General features: G+C 59.9%; 16 protein-coding genes. 4 read left to right on the top strand and 12 right to left on the bottom strand.

Going from position 1 to position 22322, the window contains the following annotated elements; translation table 11 throughout:
• Position 1: 1 nt before the first annotated feature.
• From EXY20_RS03385 to EXY20_RS03350, 8 genes are all read right to left on the bottom strand, one after another.
• Positions 2-1867: a DUF3604 domain-containing protein gene (locus EXY20_RS03385; protein ID WP_167858953.1), complete on the bottom strand. Its 1866-nt coding sequence runs from the start codon at positions 1865-1867 to the stop codon at positions 2-4.
• 58 nt (positions 1868-1925) lie between these two features.
• Complete coding sequence (locus EXY20_RS03380; RefSeq protein WP_167858952.1) at positions 1926-3434, bottom strand: sulfatase-like hydrolase/transferase; 1509 nt, start codon at positions 3432-3434, stop codon at positions 1926-1928.
• A gap of 13 nt (positions 3435-3447) precedes the next feature.
• Positions 3448-4788 carry an arylsulfatase gene (locus tag EXY20_RS03375; RefSeq protein ID WP_167858951.1) on the bottom strand — a complete coding sequence of 447 codons (1341 nt, stop codon included), beginning with the start codon at positions 4786-4788 and terminating at the stop codon, positions 3448-3450.
• 64 nt (positions 4789-4852) lie between these two features.
• Positions 4853-6595 carry an extracellular solute-binding protein gene (locus EXY20_RS03370; RefSeq protein ID WP_135547564.1) on the bottom strand — a complete coding sequence of 581 codons (1743 nt, stop codon included), beginning with the start codon at positions 6593-6595 and terminating at the stop codon, positions 4853-4855.
• Positions 6596-6618: 23 nt separating this feature from the next.
• Positions 6619-7515 (bottom strand): carbohydrate ABC transporter permease, encoded by an 897-nt coding sequence (locus tag EXY20_RS03365; RefSeq protein ID WP_135547562.1) that lies wholly within the window; start codon positions 7513-7515, stop codon positions 6619-6621.
• Between the two features lie 14 nt (positions 7516-7529).
• A complete protein-coding gene (locus EXY20_RS03360; RefSeq protein ID WP_235885322.1) occupies positions 7530-8444 on the bottom strand; it encodes an ABC transporter permease in 915 nt (304 codons plus the stop codon).
• Positions 8445-9464: 1020 nt separating this feature from the next.
• Positions 9465-12461, bottom strand: coding sequence for an S-layer homology domain-containing protein (locus EXY20_RS03355; protein WP_167858950.1), 2997 nt, complete (start codon positions 12459-12461; stop codon positions 9465-9467).
• Between the two features lie 17 nt (positions 12462-12478).
• Positions 12479-12922 carry a hypothetical protein gene (locus tag EXY20_RS03350; protein WP_135547557.1) on the bottom strand — a complete coding sequence of 148 codons (444 nt, stop codon included), beginning with the start codon at positions 12920-12922 and terminating at the stop codon, positions 12479-12481.
• Positions 12923-13054: 132 nt separating this feature from the next.
• Between EXY20_RS03350 and EXY20_RS03345 the strand changes: the two genes are divergently transcribed.
• On the top strand, positions 13055-13624 hold the full coding sequence (locus tag EXY20_RS03345; protein WP_135547555.1) for a TetR/AcrR family transcriptional regulator: 570 nt from the start codon (positions 13055-13057) through the stop codon (positions 13622-13624).
• Positions 13625-13678: 54 nt separating this feature from the next.
• On the opposite strand, the gene EXY20_RS03340 is transcribed toward EXY20_RS03345, so the two are convergent.
• Together EXY20_RS03340 and EXY20_RS03335 are read right to left on the bottom strand one after the other, a co-directional pair.
• Positions 13679-15925, bottom strand: a complete 2247-nt coding sequence (locus EXY20_RS03340; protein ID WP_135547553.1) for a helix-turn-helix domain-containing protein — start codon at positions 15923-15925, stop codon at positions 13679-13681.
• A gap of 51 nt (positions 15926-15976) precedes the next feature.
• Positions 15977-16852: a helix-turn-helix domain-containing protein gene (locus EXY20_RS03335; protein ID WP_167858949.1), complete on the bottom strand. Its 876-nt coding sequence runs from the start codon at positions 16850-16852 to the stop codon at positions 15977-15979.
• Positions 16853-16984: 132 nt separating this feature from the next.
• On the opposite strand from EXY20_RS03335, the gene EXY20_RS03330 reads away from it, so the two are divergent.
• The 3 genes from EXY20_RS03330 to EXY20_RS03320 all read left to right on the top strand — a co-directional run bounded on the left by EXY20_RS03330 (position 16985) and on the right by EXY20_RS03320 (position 19979).
• Positions 16985-18496, top strand: coding sequence for a sulfatase family protein (locus EXY20_RS03330; RefSeq protein WP_135547549.1), 1512 nt, complete (start codon positions 16985-16987; stop codon positions 18494-18496).
• A gap of 92 nt (positions 18497-18588) precedes the next feature.
• Entirely contained in the window at positions 18589-19518 is a 930-nt protein-coding gene (locus EXY20_RS03325) for a VOC family protein (RefSeq protein WP_235885321.1), read from the top strand.
• 137 nt (positions 19519-19655) lie between these two features.
• Entirely contained in the window at positions 19656-19979 is a 324-nt protein-coding gene (locus tag EXY20_RS03320; RefSeq protein WP_135547547.1) for an MGMT family protein, read from the top strand.
• A 37-nt stretch (positions 19980-20016) separates the two neighbouring features.
• Here the strand turns inward: EXY20_RS03320 and EXY20_RS03315 are convergent, their stop codons facing one another.
• Complete coding sequence (locus EXY20_RS03315) at positions 20017-21177, bottom strand: FAD-dependent monooxygenase (protein WP_135547545.1); 1161 nt, start codon at positions 21175-21177, stop codon at positions 20017-20019.
• Between the two features lie 27 nt (positions 21178-21204).
• Complete coding sequence (locus EXY20_RS03310; RefSeq protein WP_135547543.1) at positions 21205-22239, bottom strand: aldose 1-epimerase family protein; 1035 nt, start codon at positions 22237-22239, stop codon at positions 21205-21207.
• Between the last annotated feature and the right edge of the window lie 83 nt (positions 22240-22322).

Below are 22322 nucleotides of genomic sequence, written 5' to 3'. Positions count from 1 at the left end.
GTCATTCCCCTTCCTTTCCGGCCGAATGCCGCCCAACGACGAACACCGGGCTGGCGTACATGAAGCCGCCGTCGCGCTGGAGCGCGCGCATGTAATAATAGGTCGGCCGCGGCGGTTTGCCCAGGTGCACTTGAAGGTCAACGAACGGCGTAGACGACGAGGCCGCCCAGACCGTTTCCCCGTCCGACACGATTTCGATCGACTGCAGCGGCGCCTCGGCGTGGATGCGGATAACCGCCGTCAGCTCCGCCGATTCGTCATGGGGCAGCTCGCCGCCCATGGGCACGCCGCCCACCGCAAACCAGACGATCGCACGCGTGTCGATCACGGCCCACGTATGGCGCCGCCACAACGCGTCGAACACCGGCTCGCGCGCCACGCGCGTTGTCCAGACGCCGGTCAGGATGACGCTTTTGCGCTGCTGGTGCACGACTCGTCCCGGCCAGCCGACATGATTGTCCGTGCCGCCCGTGAAGCCCAGGCGGTGGCCGGCCCGCAGCGCGTCCTGGACCGAAGCGAACTGCTGCTGCACCATGCCGCGCCAGGCGTCGTCATAGTCGTTGCGCTCCTGGTTGCCGCGGTGCTGCACGATTTCCACCAGCCGTCTATACGGCCGAGGCTCCATCCAGTTGTACGGATGCCACGCCGGCACGCCGTCCCTCTTCAGCGCGGCGCTGCTGTTCGTATGATGCGGCACCGCCAGAACCCGTTCCGGCGGGAACGCGTCGAGGCCGGCGGTTGCCTCCTCCAGCGTGTGCGGCGCAAAACCGGCCTTGCCTCCGCGCACCGCCTCATGATCGGACGTCGTAAAATAGTAGTTTTCGTGACCGCGGTTCGTCGAATTTTCCCAGCCGTACAAGGTGGCGAAGCTGTCATTTTCGTTGAACGCGTCGACGGCGTCAACCGTACGCTCCCATTCCGCCCTCGTCGGATCGTGATCGCTTGGCGCGGCGAAATCCATGTTCAGCTCGTCCCGGGCGCAGCGGAGCGCTTCCGTCATCGCCCGCCCGCCGTCCTTCGCGGACGCTTCTTCGGTATGCCAATGGATTTCGCCAAAAGCGGGCTGGAGTCCGTCCACGCGCTCCGGCTGCACCGGATTGCCGCGCACGACGAGCGCGTCTTCCGCTGCCTCGCCGTTCGCAATATTTTCGCGCAGCGACAAGGCGTCCATGCGAATGCGCACTTCCGCCCGCTCCGGCCGTTCCAGCCGCTCCGGCGCGTCAAGCTCCAGCACGGCGGCTTCGCTTAGCGCAAGCGTGCCCGTCCGCCCCGCCCACGTCCATTCGGTCGTCACCGGCCGTTCGAACGCGGCAGGGTTGCCGTAGCGGTCCTCCGGCACGATACACGTGCGAACCGTGCCGCCCGGACCGGGAAACGGCCGCGCGTACACGGACAGCCGCTCCACCGGCCCGGCTTGCACCGTCAGCCGGCACGGCTGCTCCGATTCGAGCTGCGGCGGCGCGGCTTCGGCGCTTTGGTCGGCGCCTGCGCCGACCGTCGTGCGCACCCAGACGAGCAGCTCCAGGTCCATGCCGGCATACAGCGACGGCGTCGCCGCCAACCGGATCGTCACCGGTTCGCCCCGCCGGACCATCCGCAGCAGCTTCGCTTTGAACAGCAGTCGTAATTTGCGGTTCTGCAGCGCATCCGGCCCCGCCCGCTTGATCTCCGGGCTGAACAACACGTCGGCCCGCTCCATCTCGATATGATGCATCGTCCATTCGCAAAATTGGCGAAACAGCTTCGTTCGCAATTCCACCTCGGTGCCAACGATGTAATTGCGTTCCGGCAGCCAAGTCAATTCATAAGCGAACTGCCGGTACGCCGAACAAAACGCCTGTCCGTCGCGTTCGATTCGAAGCGCCATTCCCTGTTCCCCCTTTCGCTGTCTGTTGCCAAACGGCCGCCTCTGCCGCATGATCGGCTCAACTCCGGTACAGCGGCTCCAGCTCCTGCCAGTTGTGCTGTCCGGTATGCAGCAGCCGGGTCATGGCGTTTCGCGTCAAATAGCCGATTCGTTTCGACGTTGCCGCCGTCGAGCGCGCCCGATACCGGTTCACATGGTCGAACATTCGTTCAGTCAGCATCAGCCGGATTGCGGCATACGCCGGATCGGCGTACCGGTTGAGCAATTCGCCCGGATCGGTTTCGTAGTCGTACAGTTCGCCTTCGCCTTGTCCGTAATAGACGAGCCGGTACCGCTCCGTGCGTATGGCATTCACCCTCTCCGCATAGCGCGGAGACGACCATTCGCACACGGTTTGCGGCTTGCCCGGCCGCTCGCCGGCGGCCATGGCCGTCAAGCTGCTGCCTTCCACCCGCTCCGGCACCGCCACGCCGCACAGCTCGCACAGCGTCGGATACAGATCGACGCTTTCGGCGATGCCGCGCGGCCGATTGCCTGCCGGCGCGCCGGGATAACGAAGCAGCAGCGGAATGCGATGGATCGCTTCGTAGATGCCGGCATTTTTGTTCATCAGCCCGTGTTCGCCGGCAAAATCGCCGTGATCGGCCGTAAACACGACAATCGTCCGCTCATACTCGCCCGATTGCCGGACGAAATCCAGCACGCGGCCGATCTGCTCGTCGATGCGGGTGATGAGGCTGTAGTAAAACGCCAGCTGCCGCCGCAAATCGGCTTCGTCCTCCGGCGCGTACAGCATGCCGCTGCCCGATCCGGCCAGTTGGCGCAAGCTGTCCGGCTTGCCCGCGAGCCGGCGCTCGAACCAGTCGCCGGCATTGTCCGGCAAGGCGATCGCGTCCGGATCGTACAGCAATCCGGTGTCGTACGGCACGGTGTAAGGCTCGTGCGGCCGCTGAAAGCTCATGTGAATGAAAAACGGCCGCGTGTCGTCCCTCGATTCGAGAAACCGTAGCGTTTCGTCGCCGGTCCACGTTTCGAGCGAGTGGCGCTCCGGGATGGACGATTCGAAGGCGCGCCCGCGGCTGCCCGGATGGTCCGGCGGCAGGGTGCCCAGGTCGTAAGCGGCGGCAAGTCCGTGCTCGTGCAAATGGCGGAAATAGTCGTTCGCCAGCGGATCGTTGCGGTCGCAATCGCACAGGTCGCAGTAGCGCGCGTGTTCGAAGCCTTCGCGGTCCCAGGCGCCGATCATGTGCGATTTGCCGATCACCGCCGTCTGGTAGCCGGTGCGGCGGAACACCGCGGCCAGCGTATGTTCGTTGCGGTCGTCCAAGTCGCGGATGTCGTTGCCGAGAATGCCGTGCGTATGCGGGTATTGGCCGGTGATGAACGTCGTCCGCGACGGGCCGCAAATCGGGTTGTTGCAGTAGGCGCGCTCGAACAGGACGCCTTCGGCGGCCAGCCGGTCGAGGTGCGGCGTGCGGATGTCCCGGCCCGCCGCGCCCAGGCAGTCGGCGTGAAATTGGTCCGCCATGAGGTAGAGCACATTCGGTCTTCGTTTCGTCGGCTTCACGAGCCTTCCTCCTTCAAGCGCCGTCCGGCCGGGGTGCTGCAAGCCGCTCGTCAAGCGGCCGTTCGCCCGTTTCCGGCATCGGCCAGATGTCGCTGTCGCCGCGCACGGCGTCGAGCCGCGCGGCCATTCGTTTGGCGACGGCCGGGTAATCGGCCGCCACATTGTTGCGTTCGCCTTCATCCTCCGCCATCCGGTACAGCTCGATTGCCCCTTTGCTGCCGTACCGCACCGCTTTCCAGCCTTCGCCGACATCGAGCAGCGATTGCCGGCCTTTGCGCTCCGCGCCCATCGAAATGAATTCCCAGTACAAATCGGCGTGCTGCTGTTGGCCGGGCCGGTCCAGCAGCGCCGGCACGAGCGACAAGCCGTCGATGTTCGCCGGCACCCGGCTGCCCGCCAGCTCCGCCAGCGTCGGCAGCCAGTCCTGAAAGCCGCAGACGTGTTCGTTGTCCCCCGGATGGATTTGCTGCGGCCAACGAACGATCAGCGGCACGTGAACGCCGCCGTCGTACACATCCCGCTTCATTCCGCGATACGGCCCCGCGCTGCGGAAAAACTGCACCATCTCCCAGATGTCGCGGGTATATTCGCTGCCCGGACCGTTGTCGCTGGTGAACACGACAAGCGTGTTGTCGTCGATGCCAAGCTCGCGCAGCTTATCCAGCAGCCGGCCGATATCCCGATCCATCCGCGTAATCATCGCCGCATAGCTGCGATACGACTCCGGCCACGGCTCGTTGTCATACGGCTCGCGATCCGGCGGATTGTACGGATTGTGCGGAATCGTATAAGCCAAATACAGGAAAAAGGGCACCTCCGGCTCCCGCTCTCGCCCGATCCACGCCAGCGCTTCTTCCGTGAACAAGTCGTGGCTGTAAGCGCCGTCTTCGTTTGGCACTTGCCGTTCGCCTTGCCCGTCGCCCCGCCACAGGAAGGACGGATAATAATCGTGCGCCGCCTTGTGCGAATCGTAGCCGTAGAAGGTATTGAACCCTTTGGCAGTCGGGAAACCGGTGCTGCCCGCTTTGCCCAGCCCCCACTTGCCGATGCAGGCGGTGTCGTACCCGGCGTCGCGCAGCAGTTCGGCGATCGTGGTGTCCTCCGGCCGCAGCGGCACATCGTTGCCTTGCGACGGATTGCCTTTGATGTAGCCGCTGCCCTGGTGCTGTCCGGTCATCAGGCACGCCCGCGACGGGCCGCATACGGGACCGCCCGCATAGTGGCGAAGAAAGCGTTTGCCTTCCGCCGCCATCCGGTCGAGCTGCGGCGTGCGGATCCGCGTTTGCCCGAAAGCGCCCAGCTCGCCGAAACCAAGATCGTCCGCCAGAATGAACACGATGTTCGGTTTGACCACAATGCCTCCCCCTTTCGCGCCGTCGTTCAACGGAGGACCCGCGCGGGCCCTCCGGCAACGGCGGTTATTTTTTCATTTTCGCATCGTAGGCCGCCTGGTAAATCGCCAGCAGCTTCGGCAAATTGAGCGTGTTCAGCTGCGTCAGATAAGCATCCCAGTTTTTGTCGATATCGACGTCGCCTGTGACGAAACGGGCGAACATTTCGTCCACGTAGGTGCCGATCGTCTTCGAGTAGTCCACGACCTGTTTGCTTTGATCGACGTCCATAAACAGCGTCGGGATGATCGTATCCGGCTTCTGCTGCACCGGCTCGTAAAGGTTTTTGGTCGTTTCGTAGAGGACGACCGCCAGCGGCTTCGGCGCCTTCGGATCGACCACGGAAGTATAGCGCTGGGCGTCGGGCGTAGCCGACAAACCGCGTTGATACCAGCTGTTGTTGCTCTTCTCCTCGGCAATCGGCGCCAGCTGCGCGAACACGGCCTGACGGCCCATCATGTCGAGCTCGCCCGGGTTCGCTTTGCGCCAGTTGCGCCCTTCTTCGCCTTTCTGCAGCCGCCATGTCACTTCGCTGTCGTACATGAAATCGGCCCAACGCATCGCCACTTCGGGATGTTTCGCCGCTTTGGTAATGATGAACGCCCCCGTCTGCGTTGCGTTCGCGATGAGCGGCGTCACCTGGAAGCCCGACGGGCCTTTGAGCGGCGGTACGGCGACGTATTCCGTCCAGCGGTTGCTGGGCCCGCCGTATTGCGTAAACTGGCCGAGCCCCAAGGCGCCGGTTGCGCCGAGAATCACGGTGTTCGGATTTTCGCCGATCGCTTTCAACTGCTTCAGCGTTTGCGTAAACGCCTGCGGGTCGATCAGTTTCTCGGCATACAGTTTGTTCAAATATTTGAGTCCTTCTTTCCAGCCAGGCTGGGCGAAGGCGGCGGTAATTTTGCCTTTGTCCACGTACATGTGCTGCCCATCCTCAATCGACAGGCCGACGGCAGTCGCTTTGACCCCGTTCAGAACGAATGCGTTCATCAGAAACTCGTTAAGCGGCGTATGATCGCCTTCGATCGTGCCGGACAGCGGAATTTCGTCGGCTTTGCCGTTTCCGTTCGGGTCCTTCGTTTTGAACGCCAGCAGCATCGCTTCGAATTCGTCCGTCGTCGTCGGCACCTTCAGGCCAAGCTTGTCGAGCCACGGCTTGTAAACCCACATCTTCTGCCCCATCGAGCATTGGTAGCAGTCCGCCACGTTCGGCAGCGAATAGATGTTGCCGTCCGAGGCGGTAATGTCGTTTTTGACGGTTGGAAAAACGTCGAATACGTTCTTCTTCGTATTGATGCCGTATTTGTCGATCAGCGCGTTAAGCGGGAGGAAAATGCCTTGTTTGCCGTATGTCATTTGCTGCGTGCTGGTCACGTTGAAATTCATGATAACGTCCGGGTAGTCGCCGCTGGCAAGCACGACGTTCAGCTTCGTTTGCGCTTCGGGGCCATCCGGCGCCACCTGCCATTCGATGTGGACATTCGTTTGCTCTTCCATCCATTTCGTCGCAGAGCTGGTCGGGAAGTCGATGTTCGGCCGCCCTTGCACGAGCACCTTCAGCGTCGTTTTTTCCTTCGTGATCGGCAGCGTGCCGGCCGGCGTCACGATTGAATTGTCCGCCGTCGGCTTCGCCGATGCCGCCGCCGTGCCGCTTGGGCTGCCGGACGGACTGGTCGAAGCGCTGCCCGAATCGTTCCCTTTGGAGCATGCGCCCAGCGCGGCGACGCTGACCATAACCGCCGCCAGCGCGGCCAAACTTGTTTTTTTCATGCGATCCCCTCCAGATATAGTGGTTACCCTTTCAACGAACCGATCATCATGCCTTTGACGAAATGCTTCTGAATGAACGGATAGATGACCAGCAGCGGCGCCGTGGACACGACGATCAGCGCGAACTTCAGCACGTCGGTCATGCCCGCGAGCCGTGCCGGGTCCTGCACCTGATCGAGCATATCCGGCGTAACATGGCTCAGAATCAAAATTTCGCGCAAGATGAGCTGCAGCGGAAACAGCTTCGGCTGCGACAAATAAATGAGCGCATTGAAATACGCGTTCCAGTTGGCGACAGCGTAAAACAGCGCGTTGACGGCGATGATCGGAGCGGACAGCGGAATGACCATGCGGGCGAGAAACCGCCAGTCGCCGCAGCCGTCCATCTGCGCCGATTCCAACATTTCCTGGGGAATCGTCGTCTTGAAATAGGTGCGCGTAATGATGACGTTCCAGGCGGCAAGCGCGCCGGGAACGATCATCGCCCAAACCGTGTTGATCATATGCAAGCTTTTGACCACCATATAGGTCGGGATAATGCCCGCATGAAACACCATCGTGAATACGAACAAGGCCATAAACCACCCTTTGCCGTAAAAATCGCTGCGCGACAGCGGGTAGCCGGCGAGCAGCGTCAGCGCGATATTGAACATCGTGCCGACACTCGTGTAGAGGATGGAATTGCCGAGCCCGCTCCAAAATTTTTCATACGTAAACACTTGCCGATAGCCGGCAAAATCCGGCCGGACCGGCCACAGATATACTTTGCCGGCACCGACGGCTTCCGGCGCGCTGATCGAATTGCTCAGCACCACCAGCAGCGGATAAAGCACCGACAACGTAAAAATCGCCAATATGACGTAGTTGATAATGGTGAATATGCGATCGCTGCCCGATTCTTTCATCGCTTTCGCTTCCATGCCATGCCCCGCCTTTACCATAAGCTTTCCTGCTTCAACCGGCGCGCCGCCTGATTGACGGCCACGAGCATCACCAATCCGACCACGGACTTGAACAGGCCGATCGCCGTCGAATAGGAAAAATCCGCCGCCGGCGACGCAAGCGCCACCTTGTACACAAGCGTGTCGATGACTTCCGATTTTTTGATGTTCAGCGGATTTTGCATGAGCAGCACTTTTTCGAACCCGGTGTCCATGATGTGGCCCGTGTTCAGAATCAGCAGAATGATCGCCAGCGGCATGATGCCCGGCAAATCGATGTGCCAGACGCGCCGCAGCTTGCTGGCTCCTTCCACCACGGCCGCTTCGTGCAGCATCGGATCGATGGCGGCAAGCGCGGCGATGTAGACGATGCAGCTGAATCCGAGATTCTGCCACAGCCCCGACCAAACGACGATCGACTGGAAGTACGCCGCTTTGCCCATAAAATTGACCGGGTCGAGGCCGAGCCACCCCAATGCCGCGTTGATCAGTCCGGTTCGCGGATCGAGCAGCTGCATGATGATGCCGACGATGACAACGACCGAAATAAAATGCGGCGCGTAGGTGATCAGCTGCACCGACTTTTTGAACTTGCGGCTGTGCACGTAATTGAGACTAAGCGCCAGGATGATCGGAAACGGGAACCCGGCGATCAACTGGTACAAGCTGAGGCCCAGCGTGTTTCTCAGCACGCGCGCGAACTCGTTCGAACGAAAGAAACGGGTGAAATTGTCGAACCCTACCCAATCGCTCCCCCATTGGCCTTGGACGAAAACGTAATCGCGGAACGCGATTTGCGAGCCGATCATCGGAATATACTTGAATGTAATCAAGTACGCCACAGGCAGCAGCATCATCAAATATAACGGCCGACTCTTGGCAATCCGCTTCCACGTATGCGCTTTCACAATACTATCACCTCCCTGCGCCAAGTGTAAAATGACGCCGAAAACGCGGTCAATTGGAAATGTTGCGGCATGTGTGCATCCCTCAAGAATCCGCATATGCAGCAAAATAGCGATGTGCACGAAACAAGAAAAGCTGCTGCGCGCGAGTTCAAACCGCGAAGATTCGGCGAAACCGGCTCCCGCTGCGCGCGGGGGTTGGGATTCCGATCGCTTCTTGTTTTCCGGATTCTTGGAACGATAAGGTCAAGGAGGAATCCGGAAAACAAAGGCGAACGCTGAGCGTATGCTTCCGAAGCCGCTTTCTTACAGAAAGCGCTCAGCTTCTCCATCCCAACCCCCGCTCTCCGCTCCCGCACCCTCGCCCCTGGTTGAAACATCTCAAAGCAGACACATTGCACCAAGCGCGGCATTTTCCCCTCCGCCAACTGACAAATTCGCTTTTTGCGCCGCTCTGATGAAGCGTCTGGCAAAATAGGCCATCTTTTATTGCCTATTTCGCCAAAAACGGGCCGACTCTTCGAAATAGCCAGTGAAATCACTGGTTATTTCGGCTAAAATGCCCGATTAAGGGGCCTGACGGAGCAAATAAGCCATGTTTTCACTGGCTATTTCCGACGAGGCACCCGAAATCGGGCCAATAAGCCATTTTTCACTGGCTATTTCATTCCGGATTTAATACTTTCTGTGATGCCGCAAATCGGCATGAAGTTTGAAATGCAAGAAAACCTAGCCAGCGGCTAGGTTCTTTTGTGATCGCGTTAAAGCCGGCTTTCCCGGCTTATTTGCCTCGACCTGGGCTCATGCGACGATTTAAGCCCGTTTTCCCGGCTTATTTGCCTCGACCTAGGCTCACGCGGCGATTTAAGCCGGCTTTCCCGGCTTATTTGCCCCGACCTGGGCTCATGCGGCGATAAAGCCGGTTTTCCCGGCTTATTTGCCTCGACCTGGGCTCACGCGACGATTTAAGCCGACTTTTCGGCTTATTTGCCTCGTCCCGGGCTCCGGCAGCGCTTGTAAGCCTCACCTGTCGATCAAACCCGATTGGGCCAACAGCCGTTCCACGATCGCAGCCGCTTCGGCACGGGTCAGCAGCGCCTTCGGCGCCAACTCGCCGTCGCTTCTTCCCGCTACGATTCCCGCTTCTATGCTTGCCGCAAAGCCGCTTGCCGCCCAGGCCGAAACTTGCCCCGCATCCAGATACGGGTGAAGCGCCTCATCCGTCAACTGTCCCTGCAGACGCTCGGCCAAGCCCGTGACGGCCATGGCGTTGGCGACAATTCGCACCGCCTGCTCGCGAGTGATCGTGTCGTCCGGCCGGAACGTACCGTCGCCGTTGCCGTCGATCAGCCGATATGCCGCCGCGGAACGAATCGCTCGGAAGTACCAGTCCGCCTCCGTCACGTCCGCGAAGCCGCTATCGCCGCTCTGCGGCGCAAGACCCAAGCCACGAACGATCATGGCGGCAAACTCCGCCCGCGTCACGTCCCGGTCCGGATTGAACAGGCCGCTGCCCGTCCCGTTTACGATCAATCGCGAGCCCATGCGGGAAATGGCCGCTTCGGCCCAGTGGCCCGCAATATCGCTGAAAACGGCGGGACTCGCGACTACCGCGTACGTGCTGTTGGTCAAACTGCCGATTTCCGCGTATAATCGGCCATCCCGCTCCACCACCCAGGTCGGTACGTGGCGAACGGTTCCGTCCGGATCGACAACGATGCCCGTGGTCACCCGTTTCGGATCCACCCCTTCCGGAATCGCTATCGTCCGCCGCACATAACTCGTAAACGCGCTCACCTCTTCCGTATGTTCGCCAAATACAGCGCTTATTCGGAAGTCGAGCGGCGGCGCAACAATCGCAAATCCGCCCTCGTTAGCCGCATCCTCCACAACGGAAACGGTCTCGCGGGAAGGAGCCGCCACGGCGATTCTCACCTTGATGTCCTGCAGCGTCGGTTTCGTTCCGAACCGTTCGGCAATCGCCTCCAGGTTCAATTGATTCGCCGGAAGCGTATACGAGCCCCGATCGGTGCGAATTTCGATTACCGCTTCCCGGTCCGCCATGTTTTGCACCAATTGTCCGTTCAGTTCGCCCACCGCAACATCGCCGCCGGCCTGGAACGGAATGGCGAACACGGCGCCTTTCCCCGCTTCTCCGAGATTGTGCCGTACCCACTCCTCATCCACCGTAACAGTGGTCACTTGCTGTCCATTCCTTTCAGACGTTGTCGCTTTCCCCGCTTTACCCGCCGTGCCGTTCACAAGAACGTCCACGCCGGTATCGACCGGCTCCTGCGCCGGCTGCGAGGTTGGCCGGGGAGTCGGAACTGGCGATGGTGACGGCGAAGGCGTTGGCGACGGCGTTGGTTCGCTGCTGTCGGTATCAAGAACGGCGGCCGCCGGCGTCGCGTCGACCTGCTGCGAATAAAGACTTTCCAGGCTGCCGTTCAACGCCGTGATGGCAAAATAATACCGGATGCCGTTCGTCAATCCGTCCAACGCCGCGCTGTACACGGACGCGCCAACGGACGCCGCTTCCGCACCGTACGTAGCGGAAACGACACTTTGGTAAACCTTGTAGCCGGTTGCGCCCGGCACCGGATTCCACGAAAGGTTCACCTGTCTGTCGGCCGCCTCGGCCCGAACGTTCGCCGGCGCCGCCGGTTTGGCATTCACCGTAAGCGTAACGGTCGTCGAAGCGGTCGCATATGCGGAAATGTCCCTCGCGATCGCACGGTAAGCGTAACCGTTCATGTCGCCGGCCGCCCCGGTTACGGTCAGGGTCGATGTTGTCGCCCCGTCGTACGGGCCCGTATTGCCGACATCAACAAAACCTGTACCCTCGTCCACTTGCCATTGGTAGGAAGCCGCGCCGGTTGCCGTCACCGTAAAGCTGGTGCTGCCGTCTTCGTCCACTGTTGCGGGGAGCGGGTGCGTCGTGATCGTAGGCCCCCGGCCGATGCCAACGCCGTTGATGACCGGGTAGCCGCCATTTTGCCCCGCGCTCCATTTCCACACGCCATTCGAAACCGAATCGCCGTTCATAACGGCGAGAAACGCGTCTTGCTTCATATCGGCCGATGTCATGGCCCCGTTGGCATTGGCGGGATAGCTCGCCTCGGTCGAAAAAGCGACGCCAAGCTTCTCTTCGACCGGAGCAGGCGGCACGTCCGACCAGCTGCGCGTCCACGTGTGGACCGCATCGCGGTTCCAATAGCTTGTGCCGCCGATCGCTGTCGTCGTGTAGCCGACCAATCCGCCGACCCGCACCTTGTCGCCGCCTCCGGCCAAGTCGCCCGTCGCGTAGCTGTTCTCCAAGTTGGTATCGATTAAAGTACCGGCCAATCCGCCCACTTTGGCCCCCTGCAGCCCCGCCGTTATGGCGGCCGTCGAGTAGCTTCGCCTGATCGTGCCGCCTGCCGGACCGGAGGATCTGCCGACCAGCCCGCCTGTATGGACATTGATGCCGGTCGCAATCGATCCGGTGACATAAACATTTTCGAGCAGCGTGCCGGAAGTTTTATTGAACATGTTGCCGACCAGTCCGCCGGCGAGCGTCGTTTCCGCGATGTTCACCGCCACTTGCTCCAAGCCGACATTGCGAATTTCGGCGTCCTGCACTTTGCCGAACAGCCCCGCTTCCTCCGCATTCGTGGTGATGGTTAGATGGGAGATGACATGGCCCTTGCCGTCGAACTTTCCGCGAAAATAGGGGGTCGTGCCGCCGATCGGCGTCCACTCGCGCCCATCAAGATCGATATCGGCCGTCAGTTCGAAATAAGTATTCGCATATTGATTGCCCGTGTTTACCTGTTTCGCCAGGTAAGCAAGCTCCGCGCCGGTTCCGATCAGGAACGGATTAGCCGAAGTGCCGGCACCGCCGGAATAAGCGGTTGCCGCCGCTGCGCTCCACGATTCGGCCGAAACCTTCTCCGGAAACATAGCACCCTGCACAATACCGGCGCCCAGGCAAAGCGACAACAGGACAGCTTTCATTTTCCCCATTCTGATCTGCAACATCCGCCACCCCTTGGTATTCATCTTCCTCCGCTGCTGCGGCTTGTCCGGGCATCGGCTGCACGACGCCGCGCCAGCGCAAGCAGAAGCAATGCCAGCACGGAAAGCGCCAATTGCAGCGTATCCTGGCTGCCGCCTACAACCGTTTCGGCCTGCGAAGGCTTAAATGCATAGCCGATCCACAAATTCAAGCCCGTCTTCAAGCCTTCCATCGCAAACGCCAGCGGCAGCAGCGTTCGACGAAAAAGCGCCACGTACACATAAAACAGGGCCAGCACGATCTGTACCCCGCCGATGATGGCAAACAAATACACAATATCGGTTCCCCCGGCGTTGTCGATGGTTATGCCGGCCGTTCCCGCAGCGCTGTCTTGCGTCAAGAGATGCGTCAGGCCTCTGACCAGGTTGATGGCTCCGACGATCAAGCCGATGATCCAGCAGCTATGTTTGATAACTCCTTTCAAGTGCCCCTTGCTCCTTCCATGAATGATGGTGTGCTTCTGGATTCAGATACACTTGTATCTCATTTCCTTGATGATACAATAGGGGGCGAGTCGATGTAATAGCGGCGCGAGATGTGGAACAGGAGGGCGAAAATGTATCATATTTCGGATGATAAACGTTCCAGGGAGAGCAGCGCGTGGATTTACGAAGCGCTTGTCCGGCTGATGGAGACAACTACGTACGCCGATATCAAAATAACGGCCATTTGCCAAGAAGCCAAAATCGGCCGTGTCACTTTTTATCGCCACTACGATACAATTGACGACGTACTGCGCAAAAAGTGCGACGAAGCGTTCGACGGCCTGATCGAATTTTTGTTCGACTACAAAAAAAACGCTCCCGACGAACCGACTTTTTTTCTGAAACCGTTCCTGCGCTACTGGTATCAAAATCCAACCATTTTGAAGCAGTTGTTCCAGGCAGGCAAAGCCAATATTCTTGGCGAATCGTTCGATACGATGCTGCGCAAGCTGCGCGCGACGATCAGCCTGCGGCATCCCGCTACCAAATACAGCCCTTACTTTTTTGCGCTGCGCACGACGATCCCCATCGCCATTCTGGCCGAATGGGTCAAGAACGGGATGGACATCCCGCCGGACGAATTAAGCGAAACGTTGCTCCATCAATTGAAGGAAGTGGTCAAATTCAATCAGATGGGGTAACGGCGAACAGCCCTGACTTCGCAGTCAGAGCCGTTCCCTTTCGCCTTCCTTTTCCTACACGCCGGCTGTCGCTTTTTTATAGTCGGTTGTGCTGACGCCATTCATGCGTTTGAATGCGCGGCAGAACGTGTTCGAGGAGTTGTAGCCGACCTGCTCGGCAATGTCCTTGACCGAATAGCGGTCGTCCATCAGCATCGCCTTGGCCTGCTCCATCCGCAGCCGCTCCACATACTCGGAGAAGGTGACGCCGGTTTGCTCTTTGATGAAATACGATACATACACTTCCGAAATGCGGAACGTTTCCGCAACAACGCCGAGGGAAAAGCTGGACGAGCGGTACTGCTCGTGAATCATCTGCATGACGTTGGTCAACAACTGATCGTTGTGGCTTTTTTTGCGCCGATCGACGATGTCGCTGATGTGCAGGCACGTACGTTCGATCGCCCGCATCGTTTCCTGCGCGTCTTCGGGGCGGTCGGCGGGAGCGAGCAGCGTCTGGATTTGCCCGGCCAGCTTCGGATCGTCGATCGCAATTTGATCGCCCAGCTTGGCAACGGTCCCCTTCAGATCGTTCAGCAGCAGCTTCATCATCACGGCGGACAAATTGCGCTTCTCCATATTTTCGTGGAGCAAGCCGGCGAACACCGCTTTCACATCGCCCTGATGGCCGACCTTGATCGCATTGACCAGCTTCATCTCAACTTCGGGCGGATACGAGTAGCTGCTGTTGTTTTGCGGCAAATCGTGAAAGTGGACAAGGCCGGACATTCCCCTGCCCATCGTATAATCGAGCGCCTGCTGCGCTTCCCGGTAGGACAGCGGCAGCTGCTCCGGATCGGCATAGGCGTTGCCCAAGCCGACCGAAGGATTTCCATACATTTCCTTGTGCATCTCGACCATGAGGTTGCGCAAGAAACGTTCTTCTCCGGCCCGGTATTCGGCCGCTCCGTCGTCTGCAGGACCTGCCGGGGACGAAAAAATGAGCGCCGCCCGGTTGCCGTTCAGTTCGTGCACGTAGACAGCGTCGCCGAGCCGCGACACGATGTCCTTGAACTTCACGTGCAGCAGGTCCGGATCCGGCAGCAGCTCCGATCGCAGCCTCAGCCGGTCGTCGCAGAGCGAAACGACGGCGACTCTGTATGCGCTGCCGTCCAGGCGAATGCCGAGCCGTTCCATGACCGGGTTGCGGTCGTCCGCATGCGGCAATTCCCCCTTCAGCAGCCGTTCGAAAAAGGCGAAACGCAGCATCGGGCGCTGCTTCTCCATCTCCTGCAGCAGCGCGTCGTTGTTGATTTTCAAGCTGTCGATCGTCTGAAACAGGAAACGCACCGGGCGAAAGCTGCGATAAGCCATCAGAATGGCAATGATCAGGCCGGCGGCAAGCGACAGCACAAAAATGGCGATCATCGTATTTTTGATGTAAGTCGCCTTCTGCAGCGCGATATGCGCCGGCTGTGAAACGACATACGTCCAGCCGTTGTAGGACGACGTCGTATAGGTCGTCATGACGTTGCCTGTTTGCGCCGACGGGAAAATCGTGCCGCCCGCATCCGGGAACCGCCGGAACGCGGGAGCGGCGGCCGGTTGGTCGTCGTCCGCAATGTAGCTGATGATTTGCCCGTTCTGGTCGGCGATGTATGCATAGCCGCCGTCCGAAATGTCAAGGCCGCGCAGCAGCTTGGCAAACTCCTGGTTGTCGATGAGCATGACAACTGTCGCATACGTATGCGAAGGCAGTCCGAGCGACTGGATGTAGGTGACCATCTGCCGCTCCTTCCCTTCGATCGTGTAAGCGCTTGCGGGCTCGATGGAGCGGGAATGGTATTGATCGATCGTCAGATTCGTCCACGTCTCGTAGTTCCAATCGCCGCGCTGCAGCACCTGTTGGTAAAACGTCGGCAGATCGTAGACGCTGGTCGGCGTCATGACCAGCTTGCTGCTGCTGAACAGCACATAATAATTCGAGATGAAGGTGTTGAACAGGTTGTAGTTGACCAGGCTCTTCTTCATTTCGATTGTGCGCGCCGTATTGGAGCCGTCGAACGGATGTTCCATGTATTGGTACGTAATCAGGTTCGGATCGAGCATGATCTGCTGGACGATCCGGTCCAGTTCGTCGAGCCTTCGGTCGATAATTTCTTTGCTTTGGTTCAACAGCGTCATGTTCGACCGGGCGGTTTCCGTTTCGATGACACTGATCGTCTTCTGATAAATCGTCGTTCCGATCGCGATGGGAATGACAAGCACCAGCAAATAGGGCAACAAAAATTTGCTCACGAAGTTGCTTCGTTTGATCCGCATAACACCGCTCCTCCACTCTTTTTCGGCAGCATCATTCGTTTCCGCCCGGTTTCAAGCCTCCGCCTCTTGAACCGGCTCGCGAACGCGGCGCCTGAATTGCAGCGGCGAGCAGCCGGCATGGCGCTTGAAGGCGCGAGAAAACGCATACAAATCGGCAAATCCGAGCGAATACGCGATTTCGGTCATCGACCGTTCCGATTGCGCGAGCAGTTGTTTGCCCTTCTCCATCCGCAGCCGATGCATGTACTGCTGTGGCGAAACGCCCATTCTGCGGGAGAATTCGCTGGAGAAGTAAGAGCGGTGCACGCCTGCGCGGCGGGCGGCTTCCTCGATGCGCAGCGGCTCGGTGAAATGCAGCTGGAAGTAGTCCAGCGCCTGGGCGAACCAACCGCCGTCCGCTTCGCTGCCGCTGTGTTCCGCCTCGTCCCCTGCGGCCGACAACGCCTCGAACAAGCCGTAAAGCAGCTGCTGCACGCGCAGGAAGCTGTCGTTGCCGCCGGCATACAGGCGCACGAGCTGATCCAGACACCTCCAGCACGCCGGCATGTCGGCGATCGCGGCGGTCGGCCGCTGCTCCCGCATGCCGCACATGTCGAGCAGCGCCGGCATTTGCGGTCCGTCCATCGACAGCCAGACCATGCGCAAGCCCGTTTCGCCCGGCAGCAGACGATACGTGTACACCGGGCCCGGGAACAGGCAGAACCAGTCGTCTTTGCGCAGCTCCCACTCCCTTCCGCCCGATTCCAGCAAAACCCCGCCTTCCTCGATAAAATGCAGGCCGTACCAGCCGATTTCCTTCGGGCCGACCGCGTAGTTCGGCTTTGCTACGTTCCGGCCGATCCGCAACAGCCGCATGCCCCCGTCCTTCTCCAGCGGCGTCGGAACGCTGTACCAGAGGTCGGCGAACTCATAAGCGTATTCTTTCATGGCGCAAATCTCCCCCGTTCTCGATTGACGCGTTCCGCTTCCCAACATTGCGATGCTAACATTGTACCATTTTCTCAGCCTGTTGATATGCTCTATTATAAATAAAAATCAAGCTTTCGGGAGACGATGCGAATGAACCGACCTAACATTTTGCTTATTACAAGCGATCAGCAGCATTGGCGGACGATCGGCGTTTGCCAACCCGAACTGGCCACGCCGAATCTGGATCGGCTCGTCAAGGAAGGGACGATGTTCACGCGGGCGTACTGTCCGAATCCGACCTGCACGCCGACGCGGGCGTCGATCGTCACCGGCATGTACCCGAGCCAGCACGGGGCATGGACGCTCGGCACGAAGCTGCTCGAGGACCGGCTCACGATCGGGGACGTCCTGCAAGCCGAAGGCTACCGGACCGCGTTGATCGGCAAGGCGCATTTCCAGCCGCTGCGCTCGACGGCAGACTATCCTTCGCTGGAAGCGTATCCGGCGCTGCACGATCTCGACTTCTGGCGCAGCTTCACCGGGCCGTTCTATGGCTTCGGCCATGTGGAGCTGGCGCGCAACCATACGAACGAGGCTCATGTCGGTCAGCATTACGCGTTGTGGATGGAAGCGAAAGGCTGCGCCAACTGGCGCGACTATTTCCTGCCGCCGACCGGCACAATGGACCGTTCGATCCGGCACACGTGGCCAATTCCGGAGCAATTCCACTACGACGCGTGGATCGCGGAGCGCACGAACGCGCTGCTGGAGCAGTATCGCGGCGAAGAGGAGCCGTTCTTTTTGTGGGCCAGCTTTTTTGACCCGCATCCGGATTATTTGGTGCCCGAGCCCTGGGACACGATGTACGATCCCGATCAGCTGACGATTCCGCAAGCGGAGCCGGGCGAACACGACAACAACCCGCCCCACTTTCGGATGACGCAGCAACCCGCGCCCGACTTTTCCCCTTGGAAGGAAACGGGGTACGGCATTCACGGGTACGGTTCCCATGTGAACCTGCCGGCGGAGGAACGGAAGCGGCTTGTCGCCACCTATTACGGCATGATCAGCATGATGGACCGATACATCGGCCGGATTCTCGACAAGCTGGATGCGCTCGGACTGGCAGACAACACGATCGTCGTGTTCACTTCCGACCACGGCCATTTTTTCGGGCAGCACGGCTTGCAGGCCAAAGGCGGCTTTCATTACGAGGATCTGATCAAGGTGCCGTTTCTGGTCCGTTATCCGGGGCAAGTGCCAAGCGGACTATCGTCTTCGGCAATCCAGTCGCTGGTCGATCTGGCGCCGACGCTGCTGTCGTTCGCCGGCATTCCGGCTCCGGCCGCCATGACCGGCGTCGATCAAAGCGACGTGTGGCGCGGCCGCCGTCCGCAAGCGCGCGATCACGCGATTTGCGAATTCCGTCACGAACCGACGACCATTCACCAGAAAACGTACGTAGGCGAGCGGTATAAACTGACCGTCTATTACAATCAAACGTACGGCGAGCTGTTCGACTTGCAGGAAGACCCCGGCGAAATCGACAACCTGTGGGGCAAACCCGAACATGCGGCGCTGCAATACGAGCTGCTGCTGCGCTACGTTTGGGCCGAGCTGGGCAAAGAAAGTATGCCGATGCCCCGCATTTGGCATGCGTGATTAAAGCGGGGTTTGGCTTCGTTGGGGCAAAAATGGTAAAATGGCAGCATATTCCGCAGCTTTTCATCCACTCTCAAGAAGGAGGTCAATTAATGATCAACTCGGCGAACGGATCTATGCCGCGAATCGTGCCGCACCTCTGGTTCGACAAGGAAGCGAAAGAAGCGGCGGCGTTTTATTGCGCCGTGTTTCCGCAATCCCGCATTACCAGCCAAACGGTGCTCGGCAATACCCCTTCGGGCGATTGCGATCTCGTGTCGTTCCTCGTCCGGGACCAGCCGTTTATGGCCATCTCGGCCGGGCCTTACTTCCGGATCAATCCGGCGATTTCGTTCATCGTCAATTTCGATCCGTCGCGGGAAGCGGACGCAAGCGCCAAGCTTGACGCTGCCTGGGACAAGCTGTCCGACGGCGGCACCGCGCTGATGCCGCTTGACCGCTACCCGTTCAGCGAACGATATGGCTGGATTCAGGACAAATTCGGCGTCTCCTGGCAGCTTATGCTGACGAATCCGGACGGCGAGTCGCGGCCGGCGATCATTCCCAGCCTGCTGTTCGCAGGCGACAACTGCGGCAGAGCCGAGGAAGCGCGCAACCACTATTTGTCTCTGTTCCGCAACACAGCAGCCGGCCCGCTCCTCCGTTACGGACCCGGCCAAGAGCCGGACCGGGAAGGTACGGTGATGTTCACCGACTTCAAGCTGGAGCATACGTGGATCGTTGCGATGGACAGCGCGCACGAGCACAACTTTCAATTCAACGAGGCGGTTTCGCTGCTTGTTGTTTGCGACACGCAAGAGGAGATCGACCATTACTGGTCGGGCCTTTCCCACTACCCGGAAGCGGAGCAGTGCGGCTGGCTGAAGGACAAATTCGGCGTCTCCTGGCAAATTTCCCCCGCCGTCATGGACGACATGATGGCACATGGCACGCCGGAGCAGCTCGAACGGGTCACAAAGGCGTTCATGAAGATGAAGAAGTTTGATATCGCCGCCCTGCAGCGTGCGTATCAGGGAGAATAGCGCTTATTTTTACGAGGCAACGAACGGCCGGCCGGGCGGCTTCTCGAGAAGCGTTTGGCCGGCCGGATTGGCTCATGCCGGATAACGACCTGGCGAAAACCGGCGTATGTGCCGCGGAAATCGGAGGAGGAAAGTGGATGCAGCCGTTTACGGAGGAAGTGATCGCCATCATTCGTGCGATCCCCGCCGGCAAAGTGATGACGTACGGCCAAATTGCCGAGCTTGCGGGCAGCCGGCGCGCCGCCAGGCAAGTAGTGCGGGTCCTGCATGCGATGAGCCGCTCGCACGGGCTGCCCTGGCACCGCGTGCTGAACGCGCACGGCAAAATCGGGGAACGCGACGGAGAATCGATGATGCGGCAAATCGAGCATCTGGAAGCGGAAGGCGTCAAAGTGTCGGCCAGGGGCGAGATCGACCTTGCCGTTTATCAATATTGGCCGCCGCCCGAATCGCCGATTTAACTTTCCATCCACAACCTCCCCGCCTGTTTCCGGTTCTTTACACCAGTTTATCCAGCTTGACGCGATACAGAAAGTCCATCTGACGCGCCATTGCCGCCTGCGGCAGCAGCGGAAGCAAAGTGTTGCGAATGGCAGCGGGCCATCGTCCCTGCAGCTGCAGCACACGTCCGATGCGGCCCGAAAGACGGGTGATCCGTCCCGTCCGGCGAACGCGATCAAGGTCGTAGGCAACAAGCGCATCCCGCCAATTGGCCGCCCGCTTCAGCCGCATGGCAAGCACAACGGCATCCTCGAGCGCCTGTCCCGCTCCTTGCGCCATATTCGGCGTTGTCGCATGCGCCGCATCGCCGAGCAAGACGACCCGGCCATAGCTGAACCGCGAGAGCGGAGAAATATACTCGATATCGTGATGCAGGAGACGGGTGTTGTGCGAGGCGGCGAGCAACTGCGGAACCGGCTCCGGGTAAGCGGCGAACCGATGTTCCAGATCGGCCGCCGTTGCGGCGTTCATGGCCGGGTCGCCCGCCGCGGCATTGACGCAGGCGAACCAATAGATGGACCGGCCGGTCATCGGCGCGATGCCGAATCGACCGGAACAACCGAGCACTTCCATAAACAGCTCCGGGTCGTACGCCAGCGACGCGTCCGCCTGTACAACCGCCCGCCAGCAAGTATACCCCGCATACCGCGGCTGAACGTCCGGCAGAATCGCCGCACGCACCGCCGAACGGATGCCGTCGGCCGCCACCAGCAAATCGCCTTCGTCCGACGTTCCGTCGTCGAATCCCGCTTTTACACCGTCGCCATTCTGCTCGACATGAAGGCAGGTTTTGCCGGTGACAATCCGGCCGGACGGCCCGATCGCTTGCAATAACAGCTGCAGCAAATCTCCCCGGTGTACGATCACTTGGTCCGGCTCGTTCGTTCGGCCTGCCCCCTCCGGTTTCACCCGGCGCAGCAGCTTGCCGCTTTCCGCAACGAAGCGAACTTCCTTCATCTGTTTGCCAATAGACAGCACCGCATCTCCCAGACCAAGCGCATGCAGCGCCATCACCGCATTGGCGCCGATGCCGAGTCCGGCTCCCTGGAAACGAATTTCCGGTTTGCTTTCGTAAACGACGGCATCCATCCCGACCGCACGCAAAGCAATCGCTGCGCTCAAGCCGCCTATTCCTGCGCCAATAACGATAACTTTCATCGCCGCCCTCTTTTCCGTACCGGGTTTTTACACTTGCGACGCCGCTTCCCGAGCGGAAAACGTGACATGGTAGGAAACGCTCTCGCCGTGTGCCAGCAGCGGCAAATCGTAATTGCGGGCATCCGCCCGCCCTTTCATGCCGCGGCAATTGGCCGGTTCGACGCCGAACACGTACATGCCGCTTTTGAGCATTTTCCATTGGTACAGATGCGGCAGCTCCGCCGAACGGAACGACACGCGCGCGCTCAGGTTCATGCCGGGATTGACGATTTCGCAGTAAGCGTAAGGCTGTTCCTTGCCGGCATAATGGTAGAACACTTCATCCTTGTTTGCCGGATGCGCAGGGTAGAACCGGTCGCGATCGGTCAACCCGCGTCCCATGTCGTCCATGAACACTTCTTCGTCCCCGGCTTCGCTCCAGCGAACGAACGATTCGGGCGCAACCAGCGGGAAGCCGAAGTTAAAATGATACAGCATCATATGCGGCACAGCGTCGAAGCCTTCGTTCGTCACCGTATCGAAAATATGCAGCTCGCCGCGGCCGCCATAAGCGCGAATCGTCCGGTCGAGCCGCAGCTTCTCGCCGTAAACCGCCGTTTCGCGGATCGTGCCCGCCGCTTCCAGCACGTATTCGTCGCCTTCCCAGTATTGCCGCGTATTCACGTCCGACGCCGGCAAATTCGAGGCGCGGCCGTGCAGCCCCAGCTCCTGATCTTCGTCCGTGTTCGGGTCGCCGAACTGCGTCAGCCCGCCGGTAACGAACAGGCCGCCGGGATAATTGCGCAGCCAATCCTGATCCTTCGGCGAATAGTACGCCGGCGCCGCGTCGCCAACGGCCGAACGCCACGCAAGCGGAATCCCTTTATACTCCAGATAGGAAATGTCCATGCACCGGTCCGGACTGACCGAAAAGCGCAAATCGCCGCAGCGCACGTCAAGCAGCCGGTTGCCCCGCTCCGCGCCGTCCGTCATTTCCAGCGCCTTGATGCCGAGCAGCTGCTGCATGTCCCCGGTATACGCCAGCAAATCGCGTTTGCTCCATTCCCGTCCCCACAAGTTCATCGCTGATCCCCCTTCGCTTTCTTCTCCCCATACTACTATGGCGAATGAAGCGGAGACAAGCCCTCGGCGGCGGCGGGCAGCGA

This window comes from Paenibacillus cymbidii (assembly GCF_004764705.1).
GTDB classification, from domain to species: Bacteria; Bacillota; Bacilli; order Paenibacillales; family NBRC-103111; genus Paenibacillus_AN; species Paenibacillus_AN cymbidii.
Note: the sequence above shows the minus strand (reverse complement) of the source record. Positions and strands in the feature narration are given on the sequence as shown.